Raw genomic sequence first — 25,102 nt, 5'->3', positions numbered from 1 at the left:
GATTTTAGCACTTAAGGAGTAATCAAGGAATGATGGTGCTCGCGCCAGGCGCAAACACTGCGGTATCAAGTGCACGGAGTGAATGGACTCTGGAATGCGGGAACTCCTCGGCTTTCGGGGAGTACGCTGCGATTGCCATACTGCCGGTAAATGACAAACGCCAACCCACTGGTGAGGCTGCCCTATTTCAGACGTCACAGTCTTGGATGGAGTGGAGCGGCGACCAAGCAAAGGTTGGTTGTAAATTGAACTTGTCAGCCCTCCCGTCCGGTAGCGATCGGCTACTTCTCATCGCATACTCTTTTTCTGCAGCAGGACCGGTAAGCGATCTTCGTTCGTTGCACCTACTTGTTGACGAACAGATTGAATATAGGTTGGACCTTCGCGATAACGGTGAAGCGGCGATCATTATCGGCGAATTCTACATCCGCAATCAGCAATGGAAGTTTCGCGCACTGGCTGAGGGTTCGGCTTATGGTTTAGCCGCTCTAGGCCGCCGCATCGGGATCGATATTAATGACGCTCATCCAAAAGGGCGCAGTAGCTCTGCGGAGGCTGACCGCGCACGTACGGGCGCAACCGGCACTGGTTTCGCTGTTTCCCAGCACCATGTGCTCACCTGTGCTCATGTAATCGAGGGCATGAGTGACATATTCATTTCCTCCTTTGAAGGTCGTTATCGTGCAGAGCCGGTCGTCGTTGATCAGCGTAATGACATCGCTCTCCTCAGAGTGATGGAGTCCCCTGTCCTCAGATCTGTCTCTTTTAAGGACGGCTCCGGCTGCGACTTGGGCGAATCTGTAGTCGCGCTGGGTTTCCCTATGTCGGGTTTCGCCGGCGGTGGTGTCCACGTGACCCAGGGCGGCGTGTCGGCGTTGTTTGGCCTGCATAACGATTCTAGCCTTCTACAATTTACTGCGGCTATTCAACCTGGCTCTAGCGGATCTCCTTTATTTGATTCGACAGGCGCTGTTATCGGTTTGGTAACTTCTACAATGCCTGATGCTCAAAATATGAACTTTGCCGTTAAAGCGTCTTTGCTCCTCTCCTTTCTGGATGCGTGCCGCGTTGATGCAGTTCAAGCATCCAGCAGCAGGACGTTCACAACTGCTGAATTAGCACGTTCGGCCCAAGCATCTATGTGGCGCGTCGAAGCCAAGAATTTTTAGCCCCTATTTTGACTTGAAAGCTGCGGAAGAGACGTTAGGTTATCGACCTCACGCTACCCTAGGAATTTGTTTCATGGAATGTAACGCAGTTAAACAAGCTCTAAGCGCACAACTGATGCGCGGGCGTCTCGATGTCACTGTCGATGCCACACATATCGACCCGGACTCCTTGTTCGGTTTTGCCGAGCGCCGTAATCCAAAGCGTGCGTTTCTTTTCGTGTCCAAAGTACTTGGTCGCCACATACCTGTGCGGCCTTCGATCATGAATTCAAGCTTCAATAGCCTCGCAGCACAAATTCCTGACGATCTGCCTGGGCCCGTACTCGTTATCGGCATGGCTGAAACAGCAGTTGGCCTGGGTGCTGGTGTGCATCGCGCATACAGCGCGACGCGGCCGGACACGGTTTATATGGTCAGCACACGCCACCCTACTGGCAATGACCTGTTCACCCGTTTTGAAGAAGAACATAGCCACGCCAGTGCGCACCTCATTCATTTGCCGATCGATGCCGACGTTCGGGAAATGATGTTGAAGGCCCGTTCGCTAGTGCTGGTCGACGACGAAGCCTCGACGGGCAAAACCTTCATCAATCTTCACCGTGCGCTGGTCGATGCCGGCCTGACTTGGGTCGAGCGCGTGGTGACGTGCGTACTGACGGATTGGTCCGGCGATGCGGTGCGCAAAACCATCGGTGACTCTGCGCATCAGGTTTCGCTGTTGCAGGGGTCGTATACCTTCCACGAGGACGCTGATGCGCCGCTGCCGGAAATGCCGGCCGTGGGCAGCATCGAGCCCGGAGAGTGGCCGTTGTCGGCGGAAAGCGATTGGGGGCGCCATGGTATTCGCTGTGTAGAAGACACTTTGGCTCTCGATCTGAAAGTCAAAGCGGGTGAGCGCGTACTCGTGGTTGGTACCAGCGAATTCGTCTGGCGTCCGTTTTTGCTCGCCGAGCGCTTGGAGCGTGCTGGTGCTGATGTGCATTTCAGTTCGACTAGTCGCTCACCAATCGCACTGGGCCATGCCATCGGTCACGCGTTGTCGTTCGCGGACAACTACGGTCTCGGTATCCCCAACTTCCTCTACAATGTCAGACCAGGGCAATTTGATCGTGTCCTTATTTGCTCGGAAACACCTGAGCAGGCTGTGTCCGTCGCGCTGATTGAATCCCTGAGCGCGGAGGTGATTGTCGATGGTCAATAATCGCCCCCTCGCCCTGGTCGATCTCGACGACACCCTGTTCCAGACTGCTCGCAAAATGCCAGAAGGTTCTCAGCGGATTACTGCGACTCTCGATATCGAGGGTCAGCCCAATGGCTACATGAGTACGGTCCAACACTCCCTCGCCCAGTGGCTCCTGTCTACGACTGACGTGGTCCCAGTTACAGCGCGCAGCGTTGAAGCATTTAGTCGTGTGCAACTGCCTTTTATGCACGGTGCCGTCTGCTCCCATGGCGGCGTGATCCTTGGTGCTGATGGAAAGCTTGACGAGGAATGGCAAGCACGCATGAGCGATGTTCTTGCTGACTATCAGGCTCGCTTGCCAGGCCTCAGTGAAGCAACCCTCGCCATTGGCAAGGAACTGGGCATTTCCTTGCGCGGATGGGTTGTCGAGGAAGAAGGCCTGCGCCACTACGTAGTGACCAAGCACAACGAATCCAATGATGAAGTCCTGCAGACGGTTCTCGCTGAAGTACAGGCCCGCGGTTTATTGGAAGGCATGCACATCCACGGAAATTCCAACAACCTCGCGTTCTTGCCGCTGGGCCTGTCGAAGGTAGTGGCTGTTCAAGAATTGTTGCGCCGTGATCGTGAGGCCAATGGTGAGCGTCCGGTGCTGGGCTTTGGGGACAGCATCACTGACCTCGGTTTCATGCAGGAGTGCCATATGTGGGCGACCCCAGCGCGTAGCCAATTGGCCAAGCTCGTTGGAGGGAAGGTCCATGACTAAGGCCATTGCGGGTCTGGTTACCGTGGGGAGCGGCAGCTATGCAGCAGATGATGTTCAGTTCCTGCTGCAGGCCGTTCAGATGGAGACCACTGATGTCTTGGAGAAGGAGCGTCTGATTCAGTCGAAGCAGAAGCACTACTCCGAAATGATCAGCCTTGAGAGTGCGCCGACTGACGTGCACAAAGCCCTCTACGAGCGCGCACTCGAACAAAACGGTACCCGCATGGCCATGGACGTTCAGTCCCTGGCGCTGGCGCTGAGCGAGGCATGCACGGGCCCGTCTATTGTGCTTGTGTCGTTCGTTCGTGCTGGCTTGCCGCTCGGCGTGTTATTGCGACGGGCCCTGCTAGATATGGGTCGAGATGCGCACCACTACGGAATCAGCATTGTCCGAGATCGAGGGATCGACAAAGTTGCCCTCGAGGCCATCATTCAGGGACATGGTTCCGAGAACGTCGTCTTCGTCGATGGCTGGACAGGGAAGGGCGCAATCTCTGGCGAGATTCAGCGCAGCCTCAATGGCGACTCGCGCTTCCCTGAGGAACCCCGGCTTGTAGTGCTGGCAGATCCCTGCGGCCGGGCGTGGTTGTCCGCGTCGGCTGAAGACTGGGTTATCCCCTCCGGCATCCTTGGTGCGACGGTGTCTGGTCTGGTTTCGCGCTCCATATGGCCCGCAGATGGGGGCCTGCATGGTTGTGTGGTTTATGACCATCTGCGTGCGCACGATGTCACCCGCGAGTTCATCGAGCAGATCGAGGAGAAGCGAAAGGCGCTGGGGACGGTTCCTCAAGCCTCTCCATGGACCGATACCCAGCGCTTTGAACTGCAGGGTGCAGCTTCGCACGTAGTCAAATCGCTGGCCTCCCAGTTAGGCATTACCAATCACAATCGAGTTAAGCCTGGTATTGCCGAAGCAACCCGCGCGGTACTGCGTCGTGTACCGGATCACGTCTTGGTCCGCAGCCGTAGCGACAGTGATGTTCAGTTGCTCATGCACCTGACTGAGGGCGCTGGGGTCGCTGTGGAAGAGGTGGGGGCTGCATTGGGCCCTTACCGGGCGGTAACTATCATTCGGAGTGTGAGCTGATGAAAGTCCTTTCTCCTTATGCCCTGGGGGCAACGCTCTACATGCCGGCCACACGTCCGGATCTTCTGGATGTGGTTTTCCGCACAAAACTGCCAGAACTGCGTTCTTTGGTCGTGTGCCTTGAGGATGCGGTCGCGGAGATTGACGTCGACACGGCTTTGAGAAATCTGCATGGCCTGCTGACCGCAATCAACGAGCGCGGTGGGCGTCCGTCCGATGGTCCACTGCTGTTTGTTCGTCCCCGAGACTCGGTGATGGCTGCAGTGCTGAATGATTGGTCGTTGATGGCCCACGTTGATGGGTTCGTTGTGCCGAAATTGACCCTGCGCAACCTCGGGGAATGGGAACAGGCCGTTACAAACCCGGCGCTGTACCTTATGCCGACGCTGGAAACCACAGAGGTGTTCAACCCTGGTGCAATGGTCGAGTTGGGCCAGGCGCTGAAGGCGAACCTAAATCAGCGGATTATCGCCCTACGTATCGGTGGGAACGACCTGATGGGAAGTCTTGGACTTCGTCGGAATCCTGCAACAACGCTCTATAGCACCCCAATGGGCTACGTGATCCCAATGTTGGCAGGCGTCATGGGGTCCCAAGGTTTCGCACTGACGGCACCAGTGTTCGAGCAACTCGCGACACCGCATTTGCTGATGGAGGAGCTTGAACTCGACATCGCCCATGGCTTGGTAGGGAAGACGGCGATTCATCCATCGCAGATCAGCATGATCCAAGACACGTTGCGCGTAAGCCTCGAAGACCTCAACTGCGCGAAGATGATTGTCAGTGACGCTGCTCCGGCAGTGTTCAAGCACAACGATGCCATGTGCGAACCTGCGACCCATTACAAGTGGGCGGTCAACATCCTTGAACGAGCGAAGTGGCACGGGGTTCGGCAACCAGATGTAGGACCCATTGAGGCCCCTATCCGTTTGGCAGAGGCCGCGGGATGACAATGGAATATGACGATGCTGGCGGGCAAAGGCGTCATGTGCTGTCGGTTTTTGACTTCGACGGCACGCTGACCCGGCACGATAGCTTCGTTCCATTCCTGAAGTTTGCCTTTGGAACCCGGGAATTCAATCGACGTATTTTGCGGCTTGCCCTGCCAAGCGTTCGATACCTGGCTCGGCGTTTGAATCGTGATGAGTTGAAAGCACAGCTGATCAGCACGTTTCTTACAGGCGTAGAAACGAAATGGGTGCAGGAGCAGGCCGTGAAACTCTGCGGGTTATTTTGGGAACAGCTCATGCGCCCTTCAGGTTTAAAATCTGTCGCCGCCGAAGTAGAGGCGGGAGCAGTAGTTACTCTCTGCTCCGCGTCCCCAGCGTTGGTTCTCCAGCCGTTTGCGGATCGACTTGGCATCAGGTTGATCGGCACCGAGCTTGAGGTAGTAGACGGTCTGTTGACCGGGCGCATGACTGGCAACAACTGCAGATGCGAGAACAAAGTACTCAGGCTTGAGGCTGTGTACGGGCCACTGGACCTGTTCCGGGTTAAAGCATGGGGTGATACCCGCGGCGATTTCGAGTTGTTGGCTGCGGCCCAAGAAGCACACTGGCGACACTTTCATCCCGCATGGCGTCGTCTAGGCCTGCGGGCAAATAGAAGCGGGAATTCGGGTGTGCGCAATGTCGCGCAAGCCAACCTGCAAGTGACGATCAACCCTGATCGACACGCGAACACTGATGACCAACAAGGAGCGTAACCATGGCACTTACCCTGCAAAAACAGCAATCCATCTCCCTGGCTAAAACGGCCGGCAGTTCGCTGACCAGCATCAGCCTTGGTTTGGGTTGGGACCCAGTCAAGGCGGGCGGTTTCCTCGGCAAGATGTTTGGTGGCGGTGCCGAGATCGACCTCGACGCTTCCTGCATTTTGCTGAACAGCGATTATCAAAAAATCGACCTGGTGTGGTTTCGCCAACTGAAGTCTCAGGACGGTTCGATCAAACATTCCGGTGACAATCGTACCGGCGAAGGCGATGGTGATGACGAGACCATTAATGTCGACCTGCAGCGCTTGCCTGCCTCCGTCAAGTATCTGATTTTTACGGTAAACTCATTTACGGGACAGACTTTTGAGAAAGTCGAAAAGGCCTACTGCCGTATTGTGAATGGCAGCAACAACAATGAGCTTGCACGCTTCAACCTATCGGACAAAGGTGGGCACACCGGAATCGTCATGGCGAGCCTGACCCGCGAGAATGGCGACTGGGAATTCAAGGCAATCGGTACGACCACGAATGGCCGAACTGCCGACGACCTGATCACTCTGGCCGTTCAGGCGCTGCGCTAATGGCGAATCTCGTACCTGGTGGTAATGCGGCTGTTGCCAGCGGCCAGCTTCGCGTTGATATCAATTACTCGCCAATCCCGGGGGCCGACATTGACGTCTCGGCCTTCGCACTGGGCGCCTCGGCCAAAGTCCGAGGCGATGGCGACATGTGTTTCTATGGCCAGCCTCAAATTCTGGGTGGCGCCGTTCAACTGACCGAGTCCTCGGCCGGGCGCGCAGTGTTTTCCCTCGATACGAGTCGTCTTGAGTCTTCAGTTGAGAAAGTGGCCCTTACCGCCACTATCTACGAAAACAAGGCAAGCTTTGAACGTGTGTCACAACTTTCGGTTGTGGTGACAGGTGGAATCGAAGCTCAAATCCCTACTGGCGGCATGAAGGAAACAGCACTCATCCTCGGCGAATTTTATCGCCGAAATGGTGACTGGAAATTCCGCTGTGTGGCCCAGGGCTTCAATGGTGGACTTGAGCCGTTGGCCAAGCACTTCGGTGTAGATGTCGCCGCACCAGCGCCGGCCCCTGCCCCAGTGGTACAAACGCCGCCGCCTGCTCCGGCCGCGCCCCCTAAATCTACGATTAGTCTGAACAAGGTCACCCTCGATAAAACACGATCGTCTATCAGTCTTGAAAAGACGGCAGCCGGTTTCGGCGAAATCAAGGTGAACTTGAACTGGAACAAAGGCAGCTCGGGCGGGTTCTTCAAGCGAAGCCAATCCGTCGACCTGGACGTTGGTTGCCTGTACGAACTGCAGGACGGCGAGAAAGGAGTTGTTCAAGCCCTCGGTAAATCGTTCGGTAGTCTTACACGTGAGCCTTTCATTCAGTTGATGGGTGACGACCGTACTGGCTCTGTCGCTGGTGGTGAGTGGATGCACATCAACGGGACCAAGTGGAGTGAAATCCGCCGGATCTTGGTCTTCGCCTTTATCTACGAGGGTGCTCCGAACTGGAGAGAAACCGATGGTGTTGTGACCATTCTCATCCCAGGCCAACCTGAAATTGAGGTGCGTCTCAATGAAGAGGGTGGTCGTGACGCAATGTGTGCCATTGCGATGCTTGAAAATGTGAACGGCGCCGTTAAGGTCTCTCGGCGTGTGGACTTCCATCGAGGTCACGCAGTAATGGACAAAGCTTACGGCTGGGGCATGAACTGGCGCGCAGGCTCCAAATAGAAAATCTGGCGGGGTCTGTCGACCCGGCCCTTGGGGGAACACAACATGTTTGCATGGCTTAAACAAAACGCTGTTGCAGCGCGTGAAGCACTGTCTACTGAAGTTTCAAAGTTCAAGAACCAGAAATTTCTTGATGCGATGACTGCGAATTGCGCGCTCATCTCGGCTGCGTCAGGTGGTATCTCTTCTGAAGAAAAACAGAAGATGACCGGTTTCATTCAAAACTCGCCTGAGTTGAATGTGTTCGACATGGGCGACGTAATCAAGGCGTTCAACGCACACTGCGAAAAGTTCGAGTTCGACTTTCAGATTGGCCAGGCCGAAGCACTGAAGGTGATCGGCAAGATCAAGAACGATGCTGGCGCTGCCCGGCTCTTGGTTCGAGTCGGCTGCGCCATTGGTGCGTCTGACGGCGATTTCGATGACAAAGAAAAAGCGGCGTGCCGCTTGGTCTGCCTTGAGCTGGGCCTTAACCCAGCTGACTTTGAACTTTAAGGAGCGGTACTTTGGACACTCACATCGGTTTCCCTCCGCTGACCATGGCGGTATTCGTGGGGATCGCGCTCGGCGCGCTTCTCCTCGACATGGTCACTCACCGCGGTGACAAGCCAATTTCCCTGGCTAAGGCTTCGATTTGGTCGATCTTCTGGATCGCTATCTCGTTGGCGTTCGCCGGCTTCTTATACGTACAGCACGGCCCGGAGGTCGCCAGCCTGTTTGTAACTGGCTACGCCCTCGAAAAAGTTCTCAGCGTCGACAACCTGTTTGTGTTCATGGCGATTTTCGCATGGTTCAAAGTGCCGGATGGCATGCGTCACCGCGTGCTGTACTGGGGCATCATTGGCGCGATCGTGTTCCGCGGCATCTTCGTTGCCATTGGTACCGGTCTGCTGGCTTTCGGTCCATGGGTCGAAATCGTGTTCGCCGTGATCGTTGCGTGGACCGCAGTTATGATGCTGCGCGCCGGCGGCGATGATGAAGAGGAAGAGGACTACTCCAAGCACATGGCTTACCGCTTCGCACAGAAGTTGTTCCCTGTGTGGCCGAAACTTCACGGCCATAATTTCTTCGTCAGCCGTAAGCAGCTAGAGGTGGAACTCCAGAAGCCTGAGAACAAAGGCATGACCCTGGCAGCAAAAGGAACAGTTTTTGCGACCCCGCTGTTCCTCTGCCTTGTAGTGGCCGAAGTTTCTGACGTGTTGTTCGCGTTCGACTCTGTGCCAGCGGTGATCGCCGTTAGCCGTGAGCCCCTGATCGTCTACTCTGCCATGCTGTTTGCGATCCTGGGACTGCGTACCATGTACTTCGTGCTCGAAGCGCTGAAACGCTACCTGGTTCACCTTGAAAAATCTGTAGTCGCCCTGCTGTTCTTCATCGCCATTAAACTCGGCCTGAACGCTACCGACCACATGTTTCACCATGGCTACACAATCGATGCAAACACCAGCCTGCTAATCGTTATGGTTGTACTGGCGATTGGTGTAGTTGCAAGCCTTGTCTTTCCAGGCAAGGAAGAAGCTCAAACTGAAACCGCTGAGTAATAGCCCATACCACAAGGAGTAATACCCATGGCGTTGACCCTACAGAAAGGTGGCAATCTTTCGTTGACCAAAACCGACCCGAGCCTGACCAAAATTTTGGTAGGCCTGGGCTGGGACCCGCGTGCTACTGATGGTGCTGAGTTCGACCTGGACGCCAGTGCGCTACTGCTGGGCGCAAATGGCAAAGTACGCGGGGAAGCCGACTTCATTTTCTACAACCAGCTGAAAAGCGTTGACGGTTCGGTTGAGCACACTGGCGACAACCGCACTGGTGCGGGCGACGGCGACGACGAAGTAATCAAGGTAGACCTGAGCCGCATCCCGGCCGACGTGGACAAAGTGGTCTTCATCGTTACCATCCACGATGCAGAAGTACGCAAGCAAAGCTTCGGTCAGGTCGGCGGCTCCTTCATTCGCATCGTTAACGATACGACCAATGCGGAAGTCGTTCGTTACGACCTGGCAGAAGACGCATCGACTGAAACTGCGATGGTGTTCGCTGAGTTGTACCGCAACGGCGGCGAGTGGAAATTCCGGGCTGTTGGTCAGGGTTATGCCGGCGGCCTGAAAGCTCTGGCCAATAACTATGGCATGAATTTTTAACGTCTAAGCCGTTAATCTAATTATCTTTTTTTACCTGGCCTTGATCTAAAGGCCTGGTCTACCTTACTTAAAGGAATCGAAAATGGCCGTATCTCTGCAGAAAGGCGGGAACGTTAGTTTGTCTAAAGAGGCCCCAGGCCTGACCGAAGTCACTGTAGGTCTGGGTTGGGACGCACGAGTTACCGATGGTTCGAAATTCGACCTCGACGCGTCGATCTTCATCCTGGGTGAAAGCGGCCAAGTCCTCGACGACGCCAGCTTCATTTTCTACAACAACAAGAAATCGGTTGATGGTTCTGTTGAACACATGGGCGACAACCAGTCCGGCGAAGGCGAAGGTGATGACGAGCAAGCCACCGTCAAGTTGAACGGTCTGGCTGCCGCTGTGAAGAAGCTGGTTTTCGCAGTGACCATTCACGACGCTGAAGCGCGCAAGCAGAGCTTCGGCCAGGTTGCCAATGCATACATCCGTGTAGTGAACAAGGCTGACGGCAAAGAACTGGCGCGCTACGACCTGAGCGAAGACGCTTCGACTGAAACCGCCATGATCTTCGGCGAGCTGTACCGTAATGGCGACGAGTTCAAGTTCAAGGCGATTGGCCAAGGTTTTGCTGGTGGCCTGGCGCCTCTGGCTAAATCGATGGGCGTGAACATCGGCTAACGCGCAAGGGGTGAGAAAGCCCCCGCGAAACGGGGGCTTTTTCTTGCCTACTGAAAGTCCACGGAGTTGGTCCTGTAGGCGGTTTTGACGAATTCATCACTAGGAGCGACTGCTGGCGATCGCCACGGCAGTCTACCGGTTCTCGGGTTTAAAAGGATATTTGGATGAGCATGTTTCGTGGGGTTGTAGCTGCGGGTGTTTTGGTGTCTATGTCAGGCTGCGGAGCCTACAACGACTTCCAGGCAAACAATGCAGTTCAAGAATACAGGCAGGCATGCCTTGGAAATTATACGAACGAGTGTGAAAGCAAACTGGTCGACACGAACATTGTCATGCTCGAGCTCGCACGAAGCAACATCGAGCGGGAGAAGGACTCGATCGTGCAAGTCGTCGGCAAAGATGGATTTGATCGTTTCTCAAAAACTGCCAATGAGCTAATTGACCACTTGGTCGATCAACAGGAAAACAAGCGTCCAGGTTTTTTTGCACGATGGTTCCTGGGTGAAGGTCAACCGTTCGGCAACACACGCAACCAACTTTTTGACATTGCGGACATGCAAGAATTACGCGCTGCAGTGCTTCAAAACATCAGCGCCGGTGTCCACGCGAGCAAAGCATCTGCTAAGCCTAATGAACCAATGACTGAGACTGAGGCAATCTTGTTAGGCAAGGTACCTCAGGCACCGATTCAGGCTCAGGTCACCCAGACTGCCCGGCCGGCGGAACCAGCAGCACAGGCCGTCGAATCGACTGTTCAGGCATTAGTGCCATCCAACCTTGCTGCATCTGCAGATCGGATGATCGCGAGTGAAATCGCCCAGGATGGCGGGGATGAATACAAGGAGGGCCGTCAGGTTATTTTTGCTGACCTGAATAACGACGGCATCAAGGATGCCGTGTTGCTTTACACGATCGAAGGTCAAGGTGGCGGTAATGGCTACTTCCAAACCCTTGCCGCGTTCATTGGCAACTCGGCAGGTTGGGACTTCCGTGGAAAAGCTGTAGTCGGCAATGGTGTCCAGGACATTCAGGTAGTTGATCCCCAAACCGTCAGACTGACGGTTCTCTCCGTCGGTCCGGATGATGCGGATTGCTGCCCGAGTGTTCAGAGCACCGAAAACTACAAGTGGGACGGCACGACCTTTCTTCAAGCCCCAACGTCGTAAGTAAGAGCCAGGCTTCAGGCACCTAGCCGTGTGCATACGAGCGCGGTTAGGCAGGGCTCTGACGAAACGCTGGAGTAAACAAAATGAAGGAAAAATCGAATATGTCGCGATTCAACATCGGCTCTGGCCTTTTCGTCATGTTGCTCACCCTGGTATCAGCCCACTCCAATGCCACCAGCTTTGATTGCACCAAAGCTGCAAGCTTTGCTGAGAAATCGATTTGCACAGATTCTGCACTCAGTCGTCTGGATGAGCAGATGAACTCCGAATATGTCCGCGCTTTAGACGCAGCGCCGAACAAGGCCCAGGTCCGTCAAGATCAACGAGACTGGTTGCGTCTGCGCGACAACTGCAAGACCGCCAGTTGCTTAACCGCTTCGATGACTGATCGGCTCAGTGTTCTATTACGCACCAAGGTGGATCAGCCATCTAAAGCGCCAACCTCCGTTGCCGCTACCCGGGTTGATCAATCTGAAACGAATGTGATTTCAAAGGCCGCTACTTCTCCAATGGTCCCCGCCGTGGTGAAGCCGGCAGCCCCGCGAAATGCCACGGATGATCATCAAGCGATCCTGAACTTGAAGATTGGCCTGTTCGTGATGGCAATGTTGCTGCTGGTCTGCATTTACCTGCACCGTCGGGGGACCATTACGATCTATCAGGACTACACCGACGCGCTTTGGACAACCTTGACTCCGATCTTGGGGATTGGGGCGTATTTCGCCGCGAGCGCCTGGCTGGAGGTACCACGCAACTACTCCATCATTGCTGCCTGTGTCCTTGGTGGTCTTATGTCATTGCAGGTGCTTATCCAAACGTACAGAAGCAACAGCATCTGGTTTTTCCTTTTATCCCTCTTCGCAAAGGTCACTCTGCTGACTTTCTACCTCCTGATGATGGCCCTCCTGCTGTGCGGCGGTGCGCGAACCAAAAGTGAGGCCCGGCGGCGGCGCGGCTGGGCAGTGCTTGCCACGACTGTATTCGTATTCCTCTCAGGCTGGATGTGTCGGCATCGGCAATTCAGTTCGATCGACGATTACATAGCCGGACGGGCATAAGTGACATATCGGAGGTTGCGCTATTGCCACATGCGCGGCCACCGATGTAAATGGACGTCGGGCCAGTCTAAGGGGCCCGACCGAAGCCGGCATTTTCAAACAACAAAGAATCCAGGAAGAAGGATCAAGGAGTAGTCATGGGATTTCGTTTCAGCAAGCGAATCACGATTGTGCCTGGCGTACGCCTTAACATTAGCGGCAAAGGGGTAAGTACTTCGATAGGGCCTCGTGGTCTGAGTATGACGATGGGTCGCAATGGCACCTATCTCAATGCGGGCTTACCCGGTACTGGTCTTTCATATCGTGAAAGGATCGACCGGCCCAGTAGATCGAGTAGCTCCCAACCAGGACCTGCCGGAAGCGAATACTCTGGCCAGGTAAAGGTGAAAGTAAACGACGATGGCACGTTGTTGATTACGGATATAGATGACATCGAGTTGCCGACTGCTGTCATCAAACGCGTCAAATCCGAGATGGCCGATTCCATTCAGGACTTGCTGACTCAAGCAGCTGATAAGGTCAATCAGGATCTCGAATCCTGCCTTGGTGTGCACCTACTGACGCCGCGGCCGGGGGCCATGCCGTTGATCCCAGCTCCATTCGCCATTGAAGAACCCACGAGGCCCACTCAGCAGACGCCAGGTTTGATGGATCGAATGCTGCTGCGCATCGCTAAGATTGAGCGTGAGGCTGAGTCGGCGGAAGAGCAGTATCGACAAGACCTCGCGAACTGGCAGGCCACGCGTGACGCGCATGAACTTGAACGCACCGAAATCGAGAAAGCATTCCGGCTGGCGGCAAAGGGCTTCAGTGCTCAGATGGAACGTGCCCTGGACTATGTGTTGAGCGGCATTGCCTGGCCAAAAGAAACCCAGGTGGACTATGAGTTCTCACAAGACGTTACCGGCGTCGCGCTCGATGTTGATTTACCTGATGAGGGCGATATCCCGCAGCGCAGCGCTGAAGCCCGTGGCAACGGCAAACTAACCTTCAAAAATCGTTCGGATGCCCAGGTACGTAGAGACTTTGTCGCGCTGTGCTATGGATCTCTGTTTCGAGTTGTAGGGGAGGTGTTCGCTCTACTGCCGGCGATCCAGAAGATTCTAGTGTCGGGTTATATCCAGCGTGACAACCCCGCTACCGGGACAGTGGAGGATCAATACGTGCTCTCGGTCTTGGTAACGCGAGATCAGTGGGATGCGATTGATTTCAATCGTCTGGATGCGATCGATCCTGCAGCGACCCTGAACGCGTGTGGCGCAGTGGTAAAGCTGGACCGCTCTGCGCGTTTTGTTGAGGTGACGCCGATGGATATGTCGGTCTTGAACTGAAGACAACCGCGGCGGCTAGAGCCGCCGCGGTGTGGGGAGGGCAGGAGAGGGTTAGCGAATGATTCCTTCGCGCTTTGCCTCCAAGATCCACATCGGAAACTCCTGCATCAGCCGTTCGTACAACTGCTCTTCCGTCATGTCGTGCAGGTCATCCAGGGCAAAGAATCCGCAGTTGTCCACGACTCTCCCGGGCATGGTGTCCAGTTTTTCCAGAATGCCGTAATTCCGGCCTGCTAAACCAATGTATTGCCAGAAGATTCCCAGCTTCGCTGCATCCACCATAAGTTGCGTGATCTTGCGGTTTTCAGACACGCCACCGTCGCTGATGAAAACCACAAACATTGGGGTTTTGTCTTTGGAAGCTTGGAAGGACTCGATCACTTTTTGGATCGCCTTCGGCTCATCATTGTAGCGCCGACCGACGTCCCACTTTTTCCAGCCGCTGTTGTCGGATTCGACAAAGTTCTGGTAGTTGTTCAGTGTCACAGGTGAGAGTCGCAATGGCCGTTCGGCAAATGTCCAGCACTCAAGTTCGGCGTCTGTATCTAGGGCGACGGCGATTGGCACAAGTCGATTGAGTACTTCCTGCACCCGGCCGGTTTTGTATTGATTTCTCATTGAGTCGGTGACGTCGAGCACGAGCAAAACGCGAGCTTTCATTCCAACCAGGCAGGCTTTCTCGAGGCTAACCTGTGCCTTCTTGGCCAGACTGACCAGTTCCGGCGCGACAGCAGCTACACGCTTCTCCAGAGAGATTGTGGAGGGAGATGGGGCCGGTGCAGCCTCTTCAGTAACTTCGCCGCCAAAATACCTCACGAGAGCGTCCAAGCCCTCGGCAAACCCCTGAAGGTTTGAGGCCAACCGCCACTCCCGATTCTTACGGTAAAGCTCAACGATCATTACCGCTTTCTCGGTTGTGAATGTGAGCCCTGAGAATGCGCAGGTCGCTCCTATCTCACCAGATGGGCTGATTACTTTGAAGTTGCCATTCTGGATGTCATTCATCGCCCCGGCACCGTCGATGGAGGCTGTAAAGATCAAGCGATCGATAGAGGCGGGCAGGGTGGCTAGATTAATTTCAAACTGGCCACCGGGGGCGAGAACCAAACTGCCGCAAGGCGTGAAAGGCTGATTGAAGAAGACCATGTAGCGATCATCAGAAAGCTTGCCATGTTCGTCGACACCGAAACATACGAAATCGATTGCGCTGGGGCTCTCAATGTTGACCGAGAGAGTGAATGAGAGACCGGGAAGAATATTTGCCAGAGGCATACGCTGGCCTTGGGTGATCTGCATGCATGGTTCCTTGTGACGATTAGAGCGCCTAATTATGAAACGGCCAAGGTGATACAGCCATTTTCACAGGAGTGGCTGGTATATCCGTAGGCTTAAACTTAACGGCGCTCGATGTTTCTGCAAGTCTTATACGGCCAATGAGGTCGCAGCGGGAAATTCCTATGGGAAGAACTGTTCATTCTCTCGAGGACACGGGGCAATTCATCATGGGTTGACGAGGCCGATGATGCTTGCATACAACCAAAATAGAAATCCCGCGGCGGCCGTGTGCCGTCGCGGGATTACTTGTCAAGCATGAATCTGCTGAAAGCGCCTGCTAGCACGAAAGCTTAGACATACTGTTTTTTGCCGCTCCTTTCGATTGGGTGGCCTTTAAATACGTGTGGGCCGTCCATGGTCAGCTCAATTTTGTCTCCCTTTCGAGTCAGCCACGGGGTGGCTTCGCTGCCGGCTTTGGAGGTAACTCCGGACGGGCTAAGCAGGACAAAGTCCTGGGAAATTTCGATCTGCCCGATCACATAGGTATACACCATTGAGCTAAAAAACCCGGATTTGAACTCGAATGCGCATTCCACGACCTGGTCGCCATACTCCATCCGCATCTTAGGTTTCAGCGATGCCACCGAAACCGCACCGTTATCTACTGCTGAATAAACGCTGCAGACCAGCGCTACCTTGCCGCCCATGAGCTGCGAGATTGCTGGGTTAATTTCGACGGTTTCAATACCAGGAGCTGAGGTGCTGGCGCTGACCACGTCACCGGTATGGAAAACGAAGGGATCGACGTCAAAAGCCCCACGCTTGTCAGGTGCCTGGATGATGGACATTCGCCCATCAGGGCGAAGGATGCCGATTCGCAGATCGAGGTCGTCGTTGTCAGATCCGTCGCCGTTATCAACCCACGTAGCGCTGACGCGAATTACCTTTGGAGCTGACGGCCCTTTTTCGAGTGACACCTTGTGGCTGCTGCCAGGCTTGTCCAGTTTTACCACGGTCTTAGCGATGTTGACGGGCTTCGGAGGCGGCGCAGGTGTTACCGCCTGCCCGGAGGATGCATCGTCTTCAACTTCGATGCCATAAAACCCGCAAAGTCCGGCAAGACCTGAGGCGAAACCTTGCCATACAGATCGCGCTTTGAGCTGGCCGTTCCGGACGTACAACTCAAGCACGATGATGCCCGTCTCTTGTGAGAAGGGCTCAGGTGCCAGTTCCAGGGTTTGGTCCCCGGCAATGACGATAGCGCGTAGGTCTTTGACTGCTTCGAAGCCGCCGGCGCTGCCGTCTTGCGTCAAAGTAATAGCGATCTTCGTTATGTTGGCAGGCAGTCGAGACGAGTCGAAGCTGATGCTGTGACTCACCGTGTCGCCACGAGCGACCGGGGGCGCGAATGTCGCCGCGCCTGAAGAGTGCTCGGGTGCATTGAAGAAAACCATGCCGCTGTCATCCACTACCTTGCCAGTGTCGGTGACCAAAAACGCAGTAAGGTTCACGTCTAGGTTGTTACCTGCCGCATGGGTAACTTCCACCCAACCTTGGGAGGAAAAGATCGTTGTGTTCTCGCCGGGTTTGAGTGACTGATTCAATTCATGCCGCCTATTCCATGGGTTTTCGTAACGCATTGTTCATGCGCTGCGCTTTTGTTGTTTGAGCGCGAAGGCCGGCCAATGGGGAAACATCCCTCATTGGTGCTGATCGCATTGATGCAGTTTAACGGCTTGGCCGCCGGCGACCGCCGAGACATCCATTCTCCATTTACACACCGTCTGAAACCCAAGTTTGGAACGTACGAGAGGGAATGTTGTGCGCGACATTGAAAGTCCTCTCAGTCCCGTTAAGTTCTGTTCGTAGGAAACAAAAACATCTGCCCGGCGTTCTGCACCGGAATTCGACAAGGCATTTTAAGTGGTGCGGTCTCCTCCTAGATGGCAATATGCTACATCTATTTGCGCTCCCCCTCATCATCCAGGGTCTGGCGTTTAATTTCTGACAAGGACCCGTTGGATGCTAATCGCACTTGTGGTTTTGAACGCCCTTTATTTGATCTGCAGTCTGCTGTTCAACGCCGAGCTGCTCAACATGGCTGGCGCTGATATCCCCCTCCGAAAACTCGAAGTCCTTGAGACCTATAGCCAGATCCTGGCGGCGACGAGTATGTGCTTGCTGGTATGGCGAATCTGTTATCGACGATACCAAGGCAAGGGGAGGGTGCTGTGGGTTTGGCTCGGAGCATCGGCACTTGTCGTTACGCCGTTAACGTGGTGGTTTCAGGGTGCGGCACCGGATTGGATCGCAGAGCAGTTCCCCGGCTCGCTACGGGTCAGTAGCCTCTACGCATACGTCACCAAAAAGGGATTGCTCTATGACTCCCTGACTATTCCGCAGATCCCCTATAAGGCTTACAAGGATCAGGGAGAGGGGAAGGCTTTTATAGCAAACCTCGGCGTTCTGATGAGTGTTCAAGGCTCTTACGTCGAGCGCATCGACAGGAACTTCCAAGGCTTTTCAGCTGCTGTTTTTCGTGGCTACACCGTCCGTAATGGAGACGCGTTATACGAGCGCTTGCAAGAAACTGTCGTGCCCTCAGTCAGTGACATCAGCAGGGCGTATGCACAGCTTGAAGGTTTTCGTGCGGGAGGCATCTCGGGGAGTGAGTGGCGACCGATCAAATGGCCGAATGCAGGGGAAGATCTGGGATACCAGCCGACCATTGACGAGTACGCCCGGTCAATCAATCCCGGTGTGCGGACACGAGATGCTCTGGCCAACACCACCGAGGTTCGCCACATGGCGAAGACCAAACTCGGTCCTCTCTATGTGAAGGGCATGAACCTTCTGGCTACGCGAGAGCAGTACCAGGCTTATCTGCCTGGCATTGCCGACAACATGGCCTATGACGTCGCTCACACCGACATCCACGGGGCTGAAGGTTTGAACGTCCTCAAGAATATGTGGTTTATCCCCTTCTCCCTTCTTAGTGGGTTGTTCTTCGGCGGCATCAGTCTTGTGGTCTTGATCATCTCGGGTGTTGAGGCGCTTCGAAGCCTCCCCGGGCGAATTCGCTTCGTTCGACCGGTCGCCGTGATTTCGATCGTTATGCTGCCTCTCGTTGTTGGCAACGCAATTGTCGATAGCCCCGGTTATAGAGATGCGTTCAGGAGCTTGGGCAAACAGCCAGTTGTGCTTGCCACCGTTTTCCATTGGGCCATGTCCTCAGAAGCAATGCTTTACAACATTACAAGGCCTCTGCTGAAAGCAGAGTGACCTACACAAAGGGAGAGTCACCGTGCGTAAAAAGTTTCTCGTTTCAGTACTGGCATTGACCATCGCAGCATCAACCTCTGGCTGCGCTGAGTTGGGTATCAACAAGCAACAGGCTGGCACCGCAGTGGGTGTCGTTGCTGGCGCTGTCATCGGGCAGTTCATCGGGAAAGGCAACGGACGGATCGTGGCAACCCTGGTCGGCGGTGCACTGGGCGGTTACATCGGTAACAAAATCGGTGCAAAACTGGATGAGCAGGATCAGCAGGCCCTAGCACAACGCACGCAAGATGCATTGAACGCGTCGCCGAGCGGGTCCAGTCTGCCCGTGTCCTGGACATCGGCCCATTCTGGCGCGTCGGCGGAGATCGTTCAGGGCAAAGAGTTCACCCAAACCAAAACGGTTGAAGTGAAACGTGCTCCGAAGATCGTCGCCGTCCCTTCGATGAAGCTCATCAATGAACAGTACGTCACCAAAAGTAGTTCGAATGTGCGCGCCGCGCCTGAAAAAGGCGCAGACAAAGTGGGTGGTTTGAAACCTGGCACCGAGTTTACTGCCGTTGGTTCGACAGGCGACTGGATTCTTGTCGGCCGCAAGGGTGTAACTGTCGGCTACGTCCACAAAGATTTGGTTGAACCAAAATCAGTAGCCGTTGCGAAGCGTGTGAAGTCCGCGGCCAACCTGGACGAGATGAACGTCGCTGCCGACAAGGAAACAAGGGCCTTCGATCTCGATTCGATCCCGACGTTGCCAACTCAGCAGGTCGCTGCTGAAACGTCTTGCCGGCCGGTGACCGTGAGCCTCAAAGCGGCCGACGGAAACACTGTGCAGGAGAAGAACACCTTCTGCAAACAAGCCAACGGCACCTGGGAACTCATCTAAGGAATCTTCATGAAAAACCGCGCACTCGCTCTCGTTGTAGTGGGTGCTTGCGGCATCGCGCCGCAAGCCTGGGCTCACCAGCTCGCCTACTCGAAGACAGAACAGATCCAGGTGAACGTTGATGGTGAGGCGACATCCTGGTGCAAACCAGAAGTGGCCATCACCATGCAGCGCCCAACTTGGGATGACCAGAAGCCGCTGAACACGCTTCTATCGAAGCTCCCGTATATTCTCGGCCAGGAATGCCCGACGGCCCAGGTCACCTGGAAAGCAGTCGACGCAAAGGGGGCGGTTTACGCCACCGGCGCGGGCAATGCGAGCAATCTGGGCCTGGCCACGCTGACTTCACCGACTGCCGCTACGGCCGCTGCCGCGCCCGCTGTTTCGGTAGCCCCCGTGGCTTCTCCTCCTACTCCACCAGCAGCTGTGGCGGCTGCATCTGTACTACCAGCCGCCGCTGCGCCTACTGAGCCTGCCGGTGCAGCGCCTGTGGTTGCTGCACCGGCCCCAGCGCCTGTAACGGCACCTGTGATACCACAACCAGCACCAGAGGCTTCACCCGTGCCAGTGCAACCGGTGCCGGTGGCTAAAGTACCTGTGACGGTTGCCCCTGTAGCTGCAGTGGCCACAGTATCTGTGGAGGCAACTCCAGCCGCCGCCCCTAAGCCTGCCGCTCCAGCTGAAGCGCCGGCCGCTGTTGCTGCCGTTCCTACTGGTGACTTCGGTCGCTCATTGGTGCTGGCCAACCAGAACCTGATGGGGATTACCGACGGAAGCGGATGCAAATGGGTTATCAGTAAGTCGGTAACTGATGGGTCCGATCCAAGTCTGTCCTTTGCGTCGACACCCGCCATGCCTTGCACTGCATCAGGCTATGCCGAGGGGTCCTATGACAAGTTGCGTTGGGCGGTACCGAACACCTATCGCGGTGATACCTGGTCAAAAACAACCGTGCACCCAAGCGGTCTGATGTTCAACCAGGCACTGGTCCAAGCGGTGAAAGGCAAGGCGCTTTCTTTCCTGAATAGCCGGGCAGACCAAGCACTCTTTCAGGTGGGTGAACTGCCTGCGCGTAACATGAAGGTGTATTTGGCCTTTGAGCGCCCCAACTACCGTGTTCTGTCGCCGTTCTCCAGTGATCCGTATTATGTAGTGATCACTGCAGATGAGGCATTTGCGCTTGATGCGGTTGAGTTGAAGCGCGCTGTGGTTGAGGTCTACCAACTGGTGAAGGCAACGTCGCCAACGACCGTCGGCCTGTCGAACCTCTTCTTCGCCAAGAACTTCGAAGCCCTTTACCCCGAGGGATACGCGTCGGAAACCAAAGACAGCATTCTCAAAACGCGTATGGGCGAGAACCGTGGTGAGTTTTACTTCGATGCTCGCCAAGGCAATAACTTCGCCCTGCGTCGCGAGGAGATCCGCCTGAGAGAAGTACGTCGTCTGCAGCAGCAAATGGCTGAGCTGCACACACGCGTCTTGGCGCGTTACGAACAACTCAAATCCGGGATGAAGGAATTCGAAGGTCGGGAGGCTGAAGCGCTGGCGCAGATGGCCGGCATCAAAGTCACCTTCCCATCGCCGATCGCAATGCAGGACCCGAACTCTTCAAAGTCCGCTGTGCCGATGATGATTCACGTCACTGGAAAGAGCGGCGACTACTACGAGGTCGATTTCCCACGTAAGGGGCGTGTACAGACTGATGCTGAACTGGAGAGCCAGTGGTACGTGCTGCCGGCGGCAAACATGACACCCTTCCTGCCGCTCGAAGACGGTCGCGCCGTTCCTACGTATCGCGTGTATACCGCTGGCGCGGCTGAGGTCTGCAAGCAAGACCACTGTGCTGACAGAGTGTCATTTGGTGCCGTACTGGCCAAGGAATTTCCTGGCGCCGGGATCGACTTGGGGCGAATAGAGAAAACGGAAAAAATCGTACGCTAAGGTTTTCCGGGCAGCCTTAGCGGCCGAAACTTCCCGTCCTCCAGCCTGCGGCTCTGCCGCCAGACATAATCGCCGGTCAGGTTGATGTGCTCCCATCCCAGCGGCGACAGGTACTGCAGCAGCTCGCCATCCACCGACTTCCCCGCTTCGCCCATCGCCTGGGTGGCGCGTTCCAAGTACACCGTGTTCCACAGCACGATGGCGGCCGTCACCAGGTTGAGACCGCTGGCCCGGTAGCGCTGCTGCTCGAAGCTCCGATCCCTGATTTCGCCGAGGCGGTTGAAGAACACCGCCCTGGCCAGGGAGTTGCGCGCCTCGCCCTTGTTCAGTCCGGCATGCACGCGGCGACGTAGCTCTACGCTTTGCAGCCAGTCGAGGATGAACAGTGTGCGCTCAATCCGGCCCAGTTCGCGCAAGGCCACGGCCAGACCGTTCTGGCGCGGGTAGCTGCCGAGCTTGCGCAGCATCAGCGAGGCAGTGACGGTGCCCTGCTTGATCGAGCTGGCCAGGCGCAGGATGTCGTCCCAGTGGGCGCGGACATGCTTGATGTTCAGGGTGCCGCCAACCATTGGGCGCAATGTTGGGTAGTCCTGGACGCTATTCGGAACATACAGCTTGGTTTCGCCGAGGTCGCGGATGCGCGGTGCGAAGCGGAAGCCCAGCAGGTGCATCAGGGCGAAGACGTGATCGGTGAAGCCAGCCGTGTCGGTGTAGTGCTCCTCAATCCGTAGGTCGGACTCGTGGTACAGCAAGCCGTCGAGCACATAGGTGGAATCGCGCACGCCGACATTCACCACGCAGGTGCTGAACGGTGCGTACTGGTCGCAGATATGGGTGTAGAACAGCCGCCCCGGCTCGCTGCCGTACTTCGGGTTGACGTGCCCGGTGCTTTCGCCCCGACCGCCCGCCCGGAAGCGCTGGCCATCGGAAGAAGAGGTCGTGCCGTCGCCCCAGTGAGCGGCGAAGGTATGACGGTACTGGTGGTTGACCAGCTCGGCTAGGGCCGCCGAGTAGGTTTCGTCTCGGATGTGCCAGGCTTGCAGCCAGGACAGCTTGGCGTAGGTCAGGCCGGGGCTCGACTCGGCCATCTTGGTCAGCCCGAGGTTGATCGCGTCGCCCAGGATCGCTGACAGCAGCAATGTCCGGTCTTTGGCCTCGGCACCGTCCTTCAGGTGGGTGAAGTGGCGGCTGAAGCCCGTCCAGTCGTCCACGTCCATCAGCAGTTCGGTGATCTTGATGCGCGGCAGCAACTGGCTGGTCTGGTCGATCAGCGCCTGCGCGGTATTGGGCACCGCGGAATCCAGTGGGGTGATCTTCAGCCCCGACTCGGTGAGGATGGCATCGGGCAGCTCGTTGTCCTTGGCCAGGCGGGTGACGGTGGCCAGCTGCTCGTCCAGCAGCTGCAAGCGCTCTTCCAGGTACTGGTTGCTGTTCGGGTTGATCGCCAGGGGCAGAGCCTGCGCATGCTTGAGCGCGGCGAACCTCTCTGCCGGCAGCAGGTAGTCGTCGAAGTCGCGGAACTGCCGCGAGCCCTTGACCCAGATGTCGCCGGAGCGCAGCGCGTTCTTCAGCTCTGACAGGGCGCAGATTTCGTAGAAGCGCCGGTCGAGGCCTTCCGGGGTTATCACTAGCGGCTTCCAGCGCGGCTTGATGAAGGCGGTGGGCGCATCGGCCGGCACCTTGCGCAGGTTGTCGGCGTTCATCTCGCGCAGGGTCTGCACGGCCGCCAGCACGCCTTGCGCAGCCGGGGCGGCGCGCAGTTCCAGCACCTCCAACAAGGCCGGCGTATAGCGGCGCAGGGTGGCGAAGTTCTCGCCAACCAGGTGCAGATGGTCGAAGCCCTCCGGCCGGGCCAGCAGCTCGGCCTCGCTGACGCTCTCGGTGAACTCGTCCCAGGGAATCACCGCCTCGATGGCGGCGTAGGGATCGCTGCCGCTTTCCTTGGCCTCCAGCAGGGCCTGGCCGATCTTGGAGTACAGGCGCACCTTGTCGTTGATCGCCTTGCCTTGCTTCTGGAACTGCTGCTGATGCTTGTGCTTCGCGCCGCTGAACAGCTTGACCAGGATGCGGTCGTGCAGATCGACCAGCTCATCAATCACGGTCGCCGTACTCTCCAGCACCACGGCGGCCAGGGTCGCGTAGCGCCGCTGCGGCTCGAACTTACCGAGGTCTTTGGGCGTCATCTGCCCACCCTCGCGGGCCAGCTTGAGCAGGCGGTTCTGGTGGATGTGCCGGCCCAGAGCTTCGGGCAAATCCACCAGCTGAAATGTCTTCAGCCGCTCGATGTGTTCGAGCATGTGCCGGGAGTTCGGTTTTAGTGGGGCCTGCCGCAACCAGGTCAACCAGGTGATGCTACTGCCGGCCTTGAGCTTCAACAGCTCGTCCAGCTTGGCCCGATGCGAGTCCGTGAGTGGTTCGACCAGGGCGCGGTAGACCCGGCGATTGGCCCGCGCAATGGCTTCCGAGCAGGCCCGGTCAATCACGCTCAGCGCCGGCAGGATGCGCCGCTTCTGCCGCAGACTCTCCAGCGCCTGGCCGGCCAGCAGCAAACCCTTGTCGGTCTGCTGGGCCAACTCGGTCAGCTCGCGCACCAGGGCGCGGAAGTCGGACAGGCCGAACGGGGCCAGTTGTAGGTAGGTGCGCAGTTCCTGGGCGTGCTCGCGGCGAGTCACGTCGCGTTCGCCGTATTTCGCCCAACTCGTTGGGTCGGCCTGAACTTGCTTGGCCACCCACTGGATGACCGGCTCGGGCAACTCGCTGTCGCTGCCCAGCGCATAGCCTGGATATCGCAGCAGGCTGAGCTGCACCGCGAAGCCCAGGCGGTTGGCGTCGCCGCGCCGCTGGCGGATCAGCGACAGGTCGGAGTCGTTGAAGGTATAGTAGCGGATCAGGTCATCCTGGCTTTCCGGCAACGCGAGCAGGGTATCCCGCTCCGTAGCCGAGAGGATCAAGCGACGCGGCATGTATCAATCGTCCGTGCGTAGGTACTGGTAGAGAGTTTCCCGGCTGATGTTGAACTCGCGGGCAAGCTGCGCTTTGGGCTCGCCGGCCGACGCCCGCTGTCGCAGGGTAGCAGCCTGCTCGTCGGACAGGGCCTTCTTGCGGCCCCGGTACGCGCCGCGCTGCTTGGCCAGGGCGATGCCCTCCCGTTGCCGCTCACGGATCAGGGCGCGCTCGAACTCGGCGAAGGCCCCCATCACCGACAGCATCAGGTTGGCCATCGGCGAGTCATCGCCGGTGAACACCAGGCCCTCTTTCAGGAACTCGATACGCACGCCGCGCTGGGTCAGCTTCTGCACCAGGCGTCGCAAGTCATCGAGGTTACGGGCCAGGCGATCCATGCTGTGCACCACAACGGTGTCGCCCTCGCGGACGAAGCCGAGCATGGCCTCCAGCTGGGGACGCTGGGTGTCCTTGCCCGAGGCTTTGTCGGTGAACAGCTTGCCGACCTCGACTTGCTCAAGTTGCCGTTCCGGATTCTGATCGTAACTGCTGACCCGGACATAACCGATGCGTTGTCCCTGCAAGATGCCTCCATGGGCTGTAGGGCTTACGTTGGTTTTTGGTTCCATTGCGCCCGAAGCCTTGAATTTGTCAGGCTGAAATCTATGACCTTGGCAAGCATGTGTCAAAGAATGTGAATGCGGATTCTATTCTGACGGCGCGGTGCGGCCTTGCCTGACATCCAGTTAGGG

22 protein-coding genes are annotated in these 25,102 nt (G+C 56.5%); 18 read left to right on the top strand and 4 right to left on the bottom strand.

What is annotated here, in order from left to right; all coding sequences use genetic code 11:
* Nucleotides 1-29 precede the first annotated feature (29 nt).
* The 15 genes from QU606_RS13005 (at nt 30) to QU606_RS12935 (ending at nt 14,029) form a co-directional block, all read left to right on the top strand.
* On the top strand, nt 30-1,169 hold the full coding sequence (locus QU606_RS13005) for a trypsin-like peptidase domain-containing protein (RefSeq protein ID WP_057710731.1): 1,140 nt from the start codon (nt 30-32) through the stop codon (nt 1,167-1,169).
* A 73-nt stretch (nt 1,170-1,242) separates the two neighbouring features.
* Nucleotides 1,243-2,370 (top strand): phosphoribosyltransferase domain-containing protein, encoded by a 1,128-nt coding sequence (locus QU606_RS13000; RefSeq protein WP_057710732.1) that lies wholly within the window; start codon nt 1,243-1,245, stop codon nt 2,368-2,370.
* Nucleotides 2,360-3,118, top strand: a complete 759-nt coding sequence (locus QU606_RS12995) for a hypothetical protein (protein WP_057710733.1) — start codon at nt 2,360-2,362, stop codon at nt 3,116-3,118. The genes QU606_RS13000 and QU606_RS12995 overlap by 11 nt, the downstream gene beginning before the upstream one ends.
* Nucleotides 3,111-4,205, top strand: a complete 1,095-nt coding sequence (locus tag QU606_RS12990) for a cysteine protease StiP domain-containing protein (protein WP_057710734.1) — start codon at nt 3,111-3,113, stop codon at nt 4,203-4,205. Before QU606_RS12995 ends, QU606_RS12990 begins: the two co-directional genes overlap by 8 nt.
* Entirely contained in the window at nt 4,205-5,155 is a 951-nt protein-coding gene (locus QU606_RS12985) for an HpcH/HpaI aldolase/citrate lyase family protein (RefSeq protein ID WP_057710735.1), read from the top strand. Before QU606_RS12990 ends, QU606_RS12985 begins: the two co-directional genes overlap by 1 nt.
* Complete coding sequence (locus tag QU606_RS12980; protein WP_057710736.1) at nt 5,152-5,910, top strand: HAD family hydrolase; 759 nt, start codon at nt 5,152-5,154, stop codon at nt 5,908-5,910. Before QU606_RS12985 ends, QU606_RS12980 begins: the two co-directional genes overlap by 4 nt.
* A 2-nt stretch (nt 5,911-5,912) precedes the next feature.
* A complete protein-coding gene (locus QU606_RS12975; RefSeq protein ID WP_057710737.1) occupies nt 5,913-6,500 on the top strand; it encodes a TerD family protein in 588 nt (195 codons plus the stop codon).
* Nucleotides 6,500-7,669, top strand: a complete 1,170-nt coding sequence (locus QU606_RS12970; protein ID WP_057710738.1) for a TerD family protein — start codon at nt 6,500-6,502, stop codon at nt 7,667-7,669. Before QU606_RS12975 ends, QU606_RS12970 begins: the two co-directional genes overlap by 1 nt.
* A gap of 45 nt (nt 7,670-7,714) precedes the next feature.
* Nucleotides 7,715-8,164, top strand: a complete 450-nt coding sequence (locus QU606_RS12965; protein WP_057710739.1) for a tellurite resistance TerB family protein — start codon at nt 7,715-7,717, stop codon at nt 8,162-8,164.
* Nucleotides 8,165-8,208: 44 nt separating this feature from the next.
* Nucleotides 8,209-9,210, top strand: coding sequence for a TerC/Alx family metal homeostasis membrane protein (locus QU606_RS12960; RefSeq protein ID WP_057710783.1), 1,002 nt, complete (start codon nt 8,209-8,211; stop codon nt 9,208-9,210).
* Between the two features lie 27 nt (nt 9,211-9,237).
* On the top strand, nt 9,238-9,813 hold the full coding sequence (locus QU606_RS12955) for a TerD family protein (RefSeq protein WP_046071045.1): 576 nt from the start codon (nt 9,238-9,240) through the stop codon (nt 9,811-9,813).
* A gap of 82 nt (nt 9,814-9,895) precedes the next feature.
* Entirely contained in the window at nt 9,896-10,474 is a 579-nt protein-coding gene (locus QU606_RS12950; RefSeq protein WP_046071046.1) for a TerD family protein, read from the top strand.
* Nucleotides 10,475-10,638: 164 nt separating this feature from the next.
* Complete coding sequence (locus QU606_RS12945; protein ID WP_057710740.1) at nt 10,639-11,640, top strand: hypothetical protein; 1,002 nt, start codon at nt 10,639-10,641, stop codon at nt 11,638-11,640.
* Between the two features lie 83 nt (nt 11,641-11,723).
* A complete protein-coding gene (locus tag QU606_RS12940; protein WP_057710741.1) occupies nt 11,724-12,698 on the top strand; it encodes a lysozyme inhibitor LprI family protein in 975 nt (324 codons plus the stop codon).
* A gap of 137 nt (nt 12,699-12,835) precedes the next feature.
* A complete protein-coding gene (locus tag QU606_RS12935) occupies nt 12,836-14,029 on the top strand; it encodes a DUF4236 domain-containing protein (RefSeq protein WP_082628817.1) in 1,194 nt (397 codons plus the stop codon).
* Nucleotides 14,030-14,080: 51 nt separating this feature from the next.
* Here the strand turns inward: QU606_RS12935 and QU606_RS12930 are convergent, their stop codons facing one another.
* Nucleotides 14,081-15,325, bottom strand: coding sequence for a VWA domain-containing protein (locus QU606_RS12930; RefSeq protein WP_134939511.1), 1,245 nt, complete (start codon nt 15,323-15,325; stop codon nt 14,081-14,083).
* Nucleotides 15,326-15,654: 329 nt separating this feature from the next.
* On the bottom strand, nt 15,655-16,908 hold the full coding sequence (locus tag QU606_RS12925; protein ID WP_057710743.1) for a TerD family protein: 1,254 nt from the start codon (nt 16,906-16,908) through the stop codon (nt 15,655-15,657).
* A 418-nt stretch (nt 16,909-17,326) separates the two neighbouring features.
* Here QU606_RS12925 and QU606_RS12920 point away from each other — a divergent pair, with 418 nt between their 5' ends.
* The 3 genes from QU606_RS12920 to QU606_RS12910 are packed head-to-tail and all read left to right on the top strand — an operon-like array spanning nt 17,327 to nt 21,407.
* Nucleotides 17,327-18,586, top strand: coding sequence for a hypothetical protein (locus QU606_RS12920; protein ID WP_057710744.1), 1,260 nt, complete (start codon nt 17,327-17,329; stop codon nt 18,584-18,586).
* Between the two features lie 22 nt (nt 18,587-18,608).
* Nucleotides 18,609-19,466 carry an SH3 domain-containing protein gene (locus QU606_RS12915; protein ID WP_046071053.1) on the top strand — a complete coding sequence of 286 codons (858 nt, stop codon included), beginning with the start codon at nt 18,609-18,611 and terminating at the stop codon, nt 19,464-19,466.
* Between the two features lie 9 nt (nt 19,467-19,475).
* Nucleotides 19,476-21,407 carry a hypothetical protein gene (locus QU606_RS12910; RefSeq protein ID WP_304998428.1) on the top strand — a complete coding sequence of 644 codons (1,932 nt, stop codon included), beginning with the start codon at nt 19,476-19,478 and terminating at the stop codon, nt 21,405-21,407.
* Here the strand turns inward: QU606_RS12910 and QU606_RS12905 are convergent.
* Nucleotides 21,404-24,370, bottom strand: coding sequence for a Tn3 family transposase (locus QU606_RS12905; protein ID WP_304998427.1), 2,967 nt, complete (start codon nt 24,368-24,370; stop codon nt 21,404-21,406). The genes QU606_RS12910 and QU606_RS12905 overlap by 4 nt on opposite strands.
* A gap of 3 nt (nt 24,371-24,373) precedes the next feature.
* On the bottom strand, nt 24,374-24,934 hold the full coding sequence (locus QU606_RS12900; RefSeq protein ID WP_134939510.1) for a recombinase family protein: 561 nt from the start codon (nt 24,932-24,934) through the stop codon (nt 24,374-24,376).
* Between the last annotated feature and the right edge of the window lie 168 nt (nt 24,935-25,102).

It is taken from the genome of Pseudomonas sp. OVF7 (assembly GCF_030644265.1).
GTDB classification, from domain to species: Bacteria; Pseudomonadota; Gammaproteobacteria; order Pseudomonadales; family Pseudomonadaceae; genus Aquipseudomonas; species Aquipseudomonas gorinensis.
The sequence above is the reverse complement of the archived record's forward strand: the minus strand, read 5'-3'. Positions and strand labels throughout refer to the sequence as shown.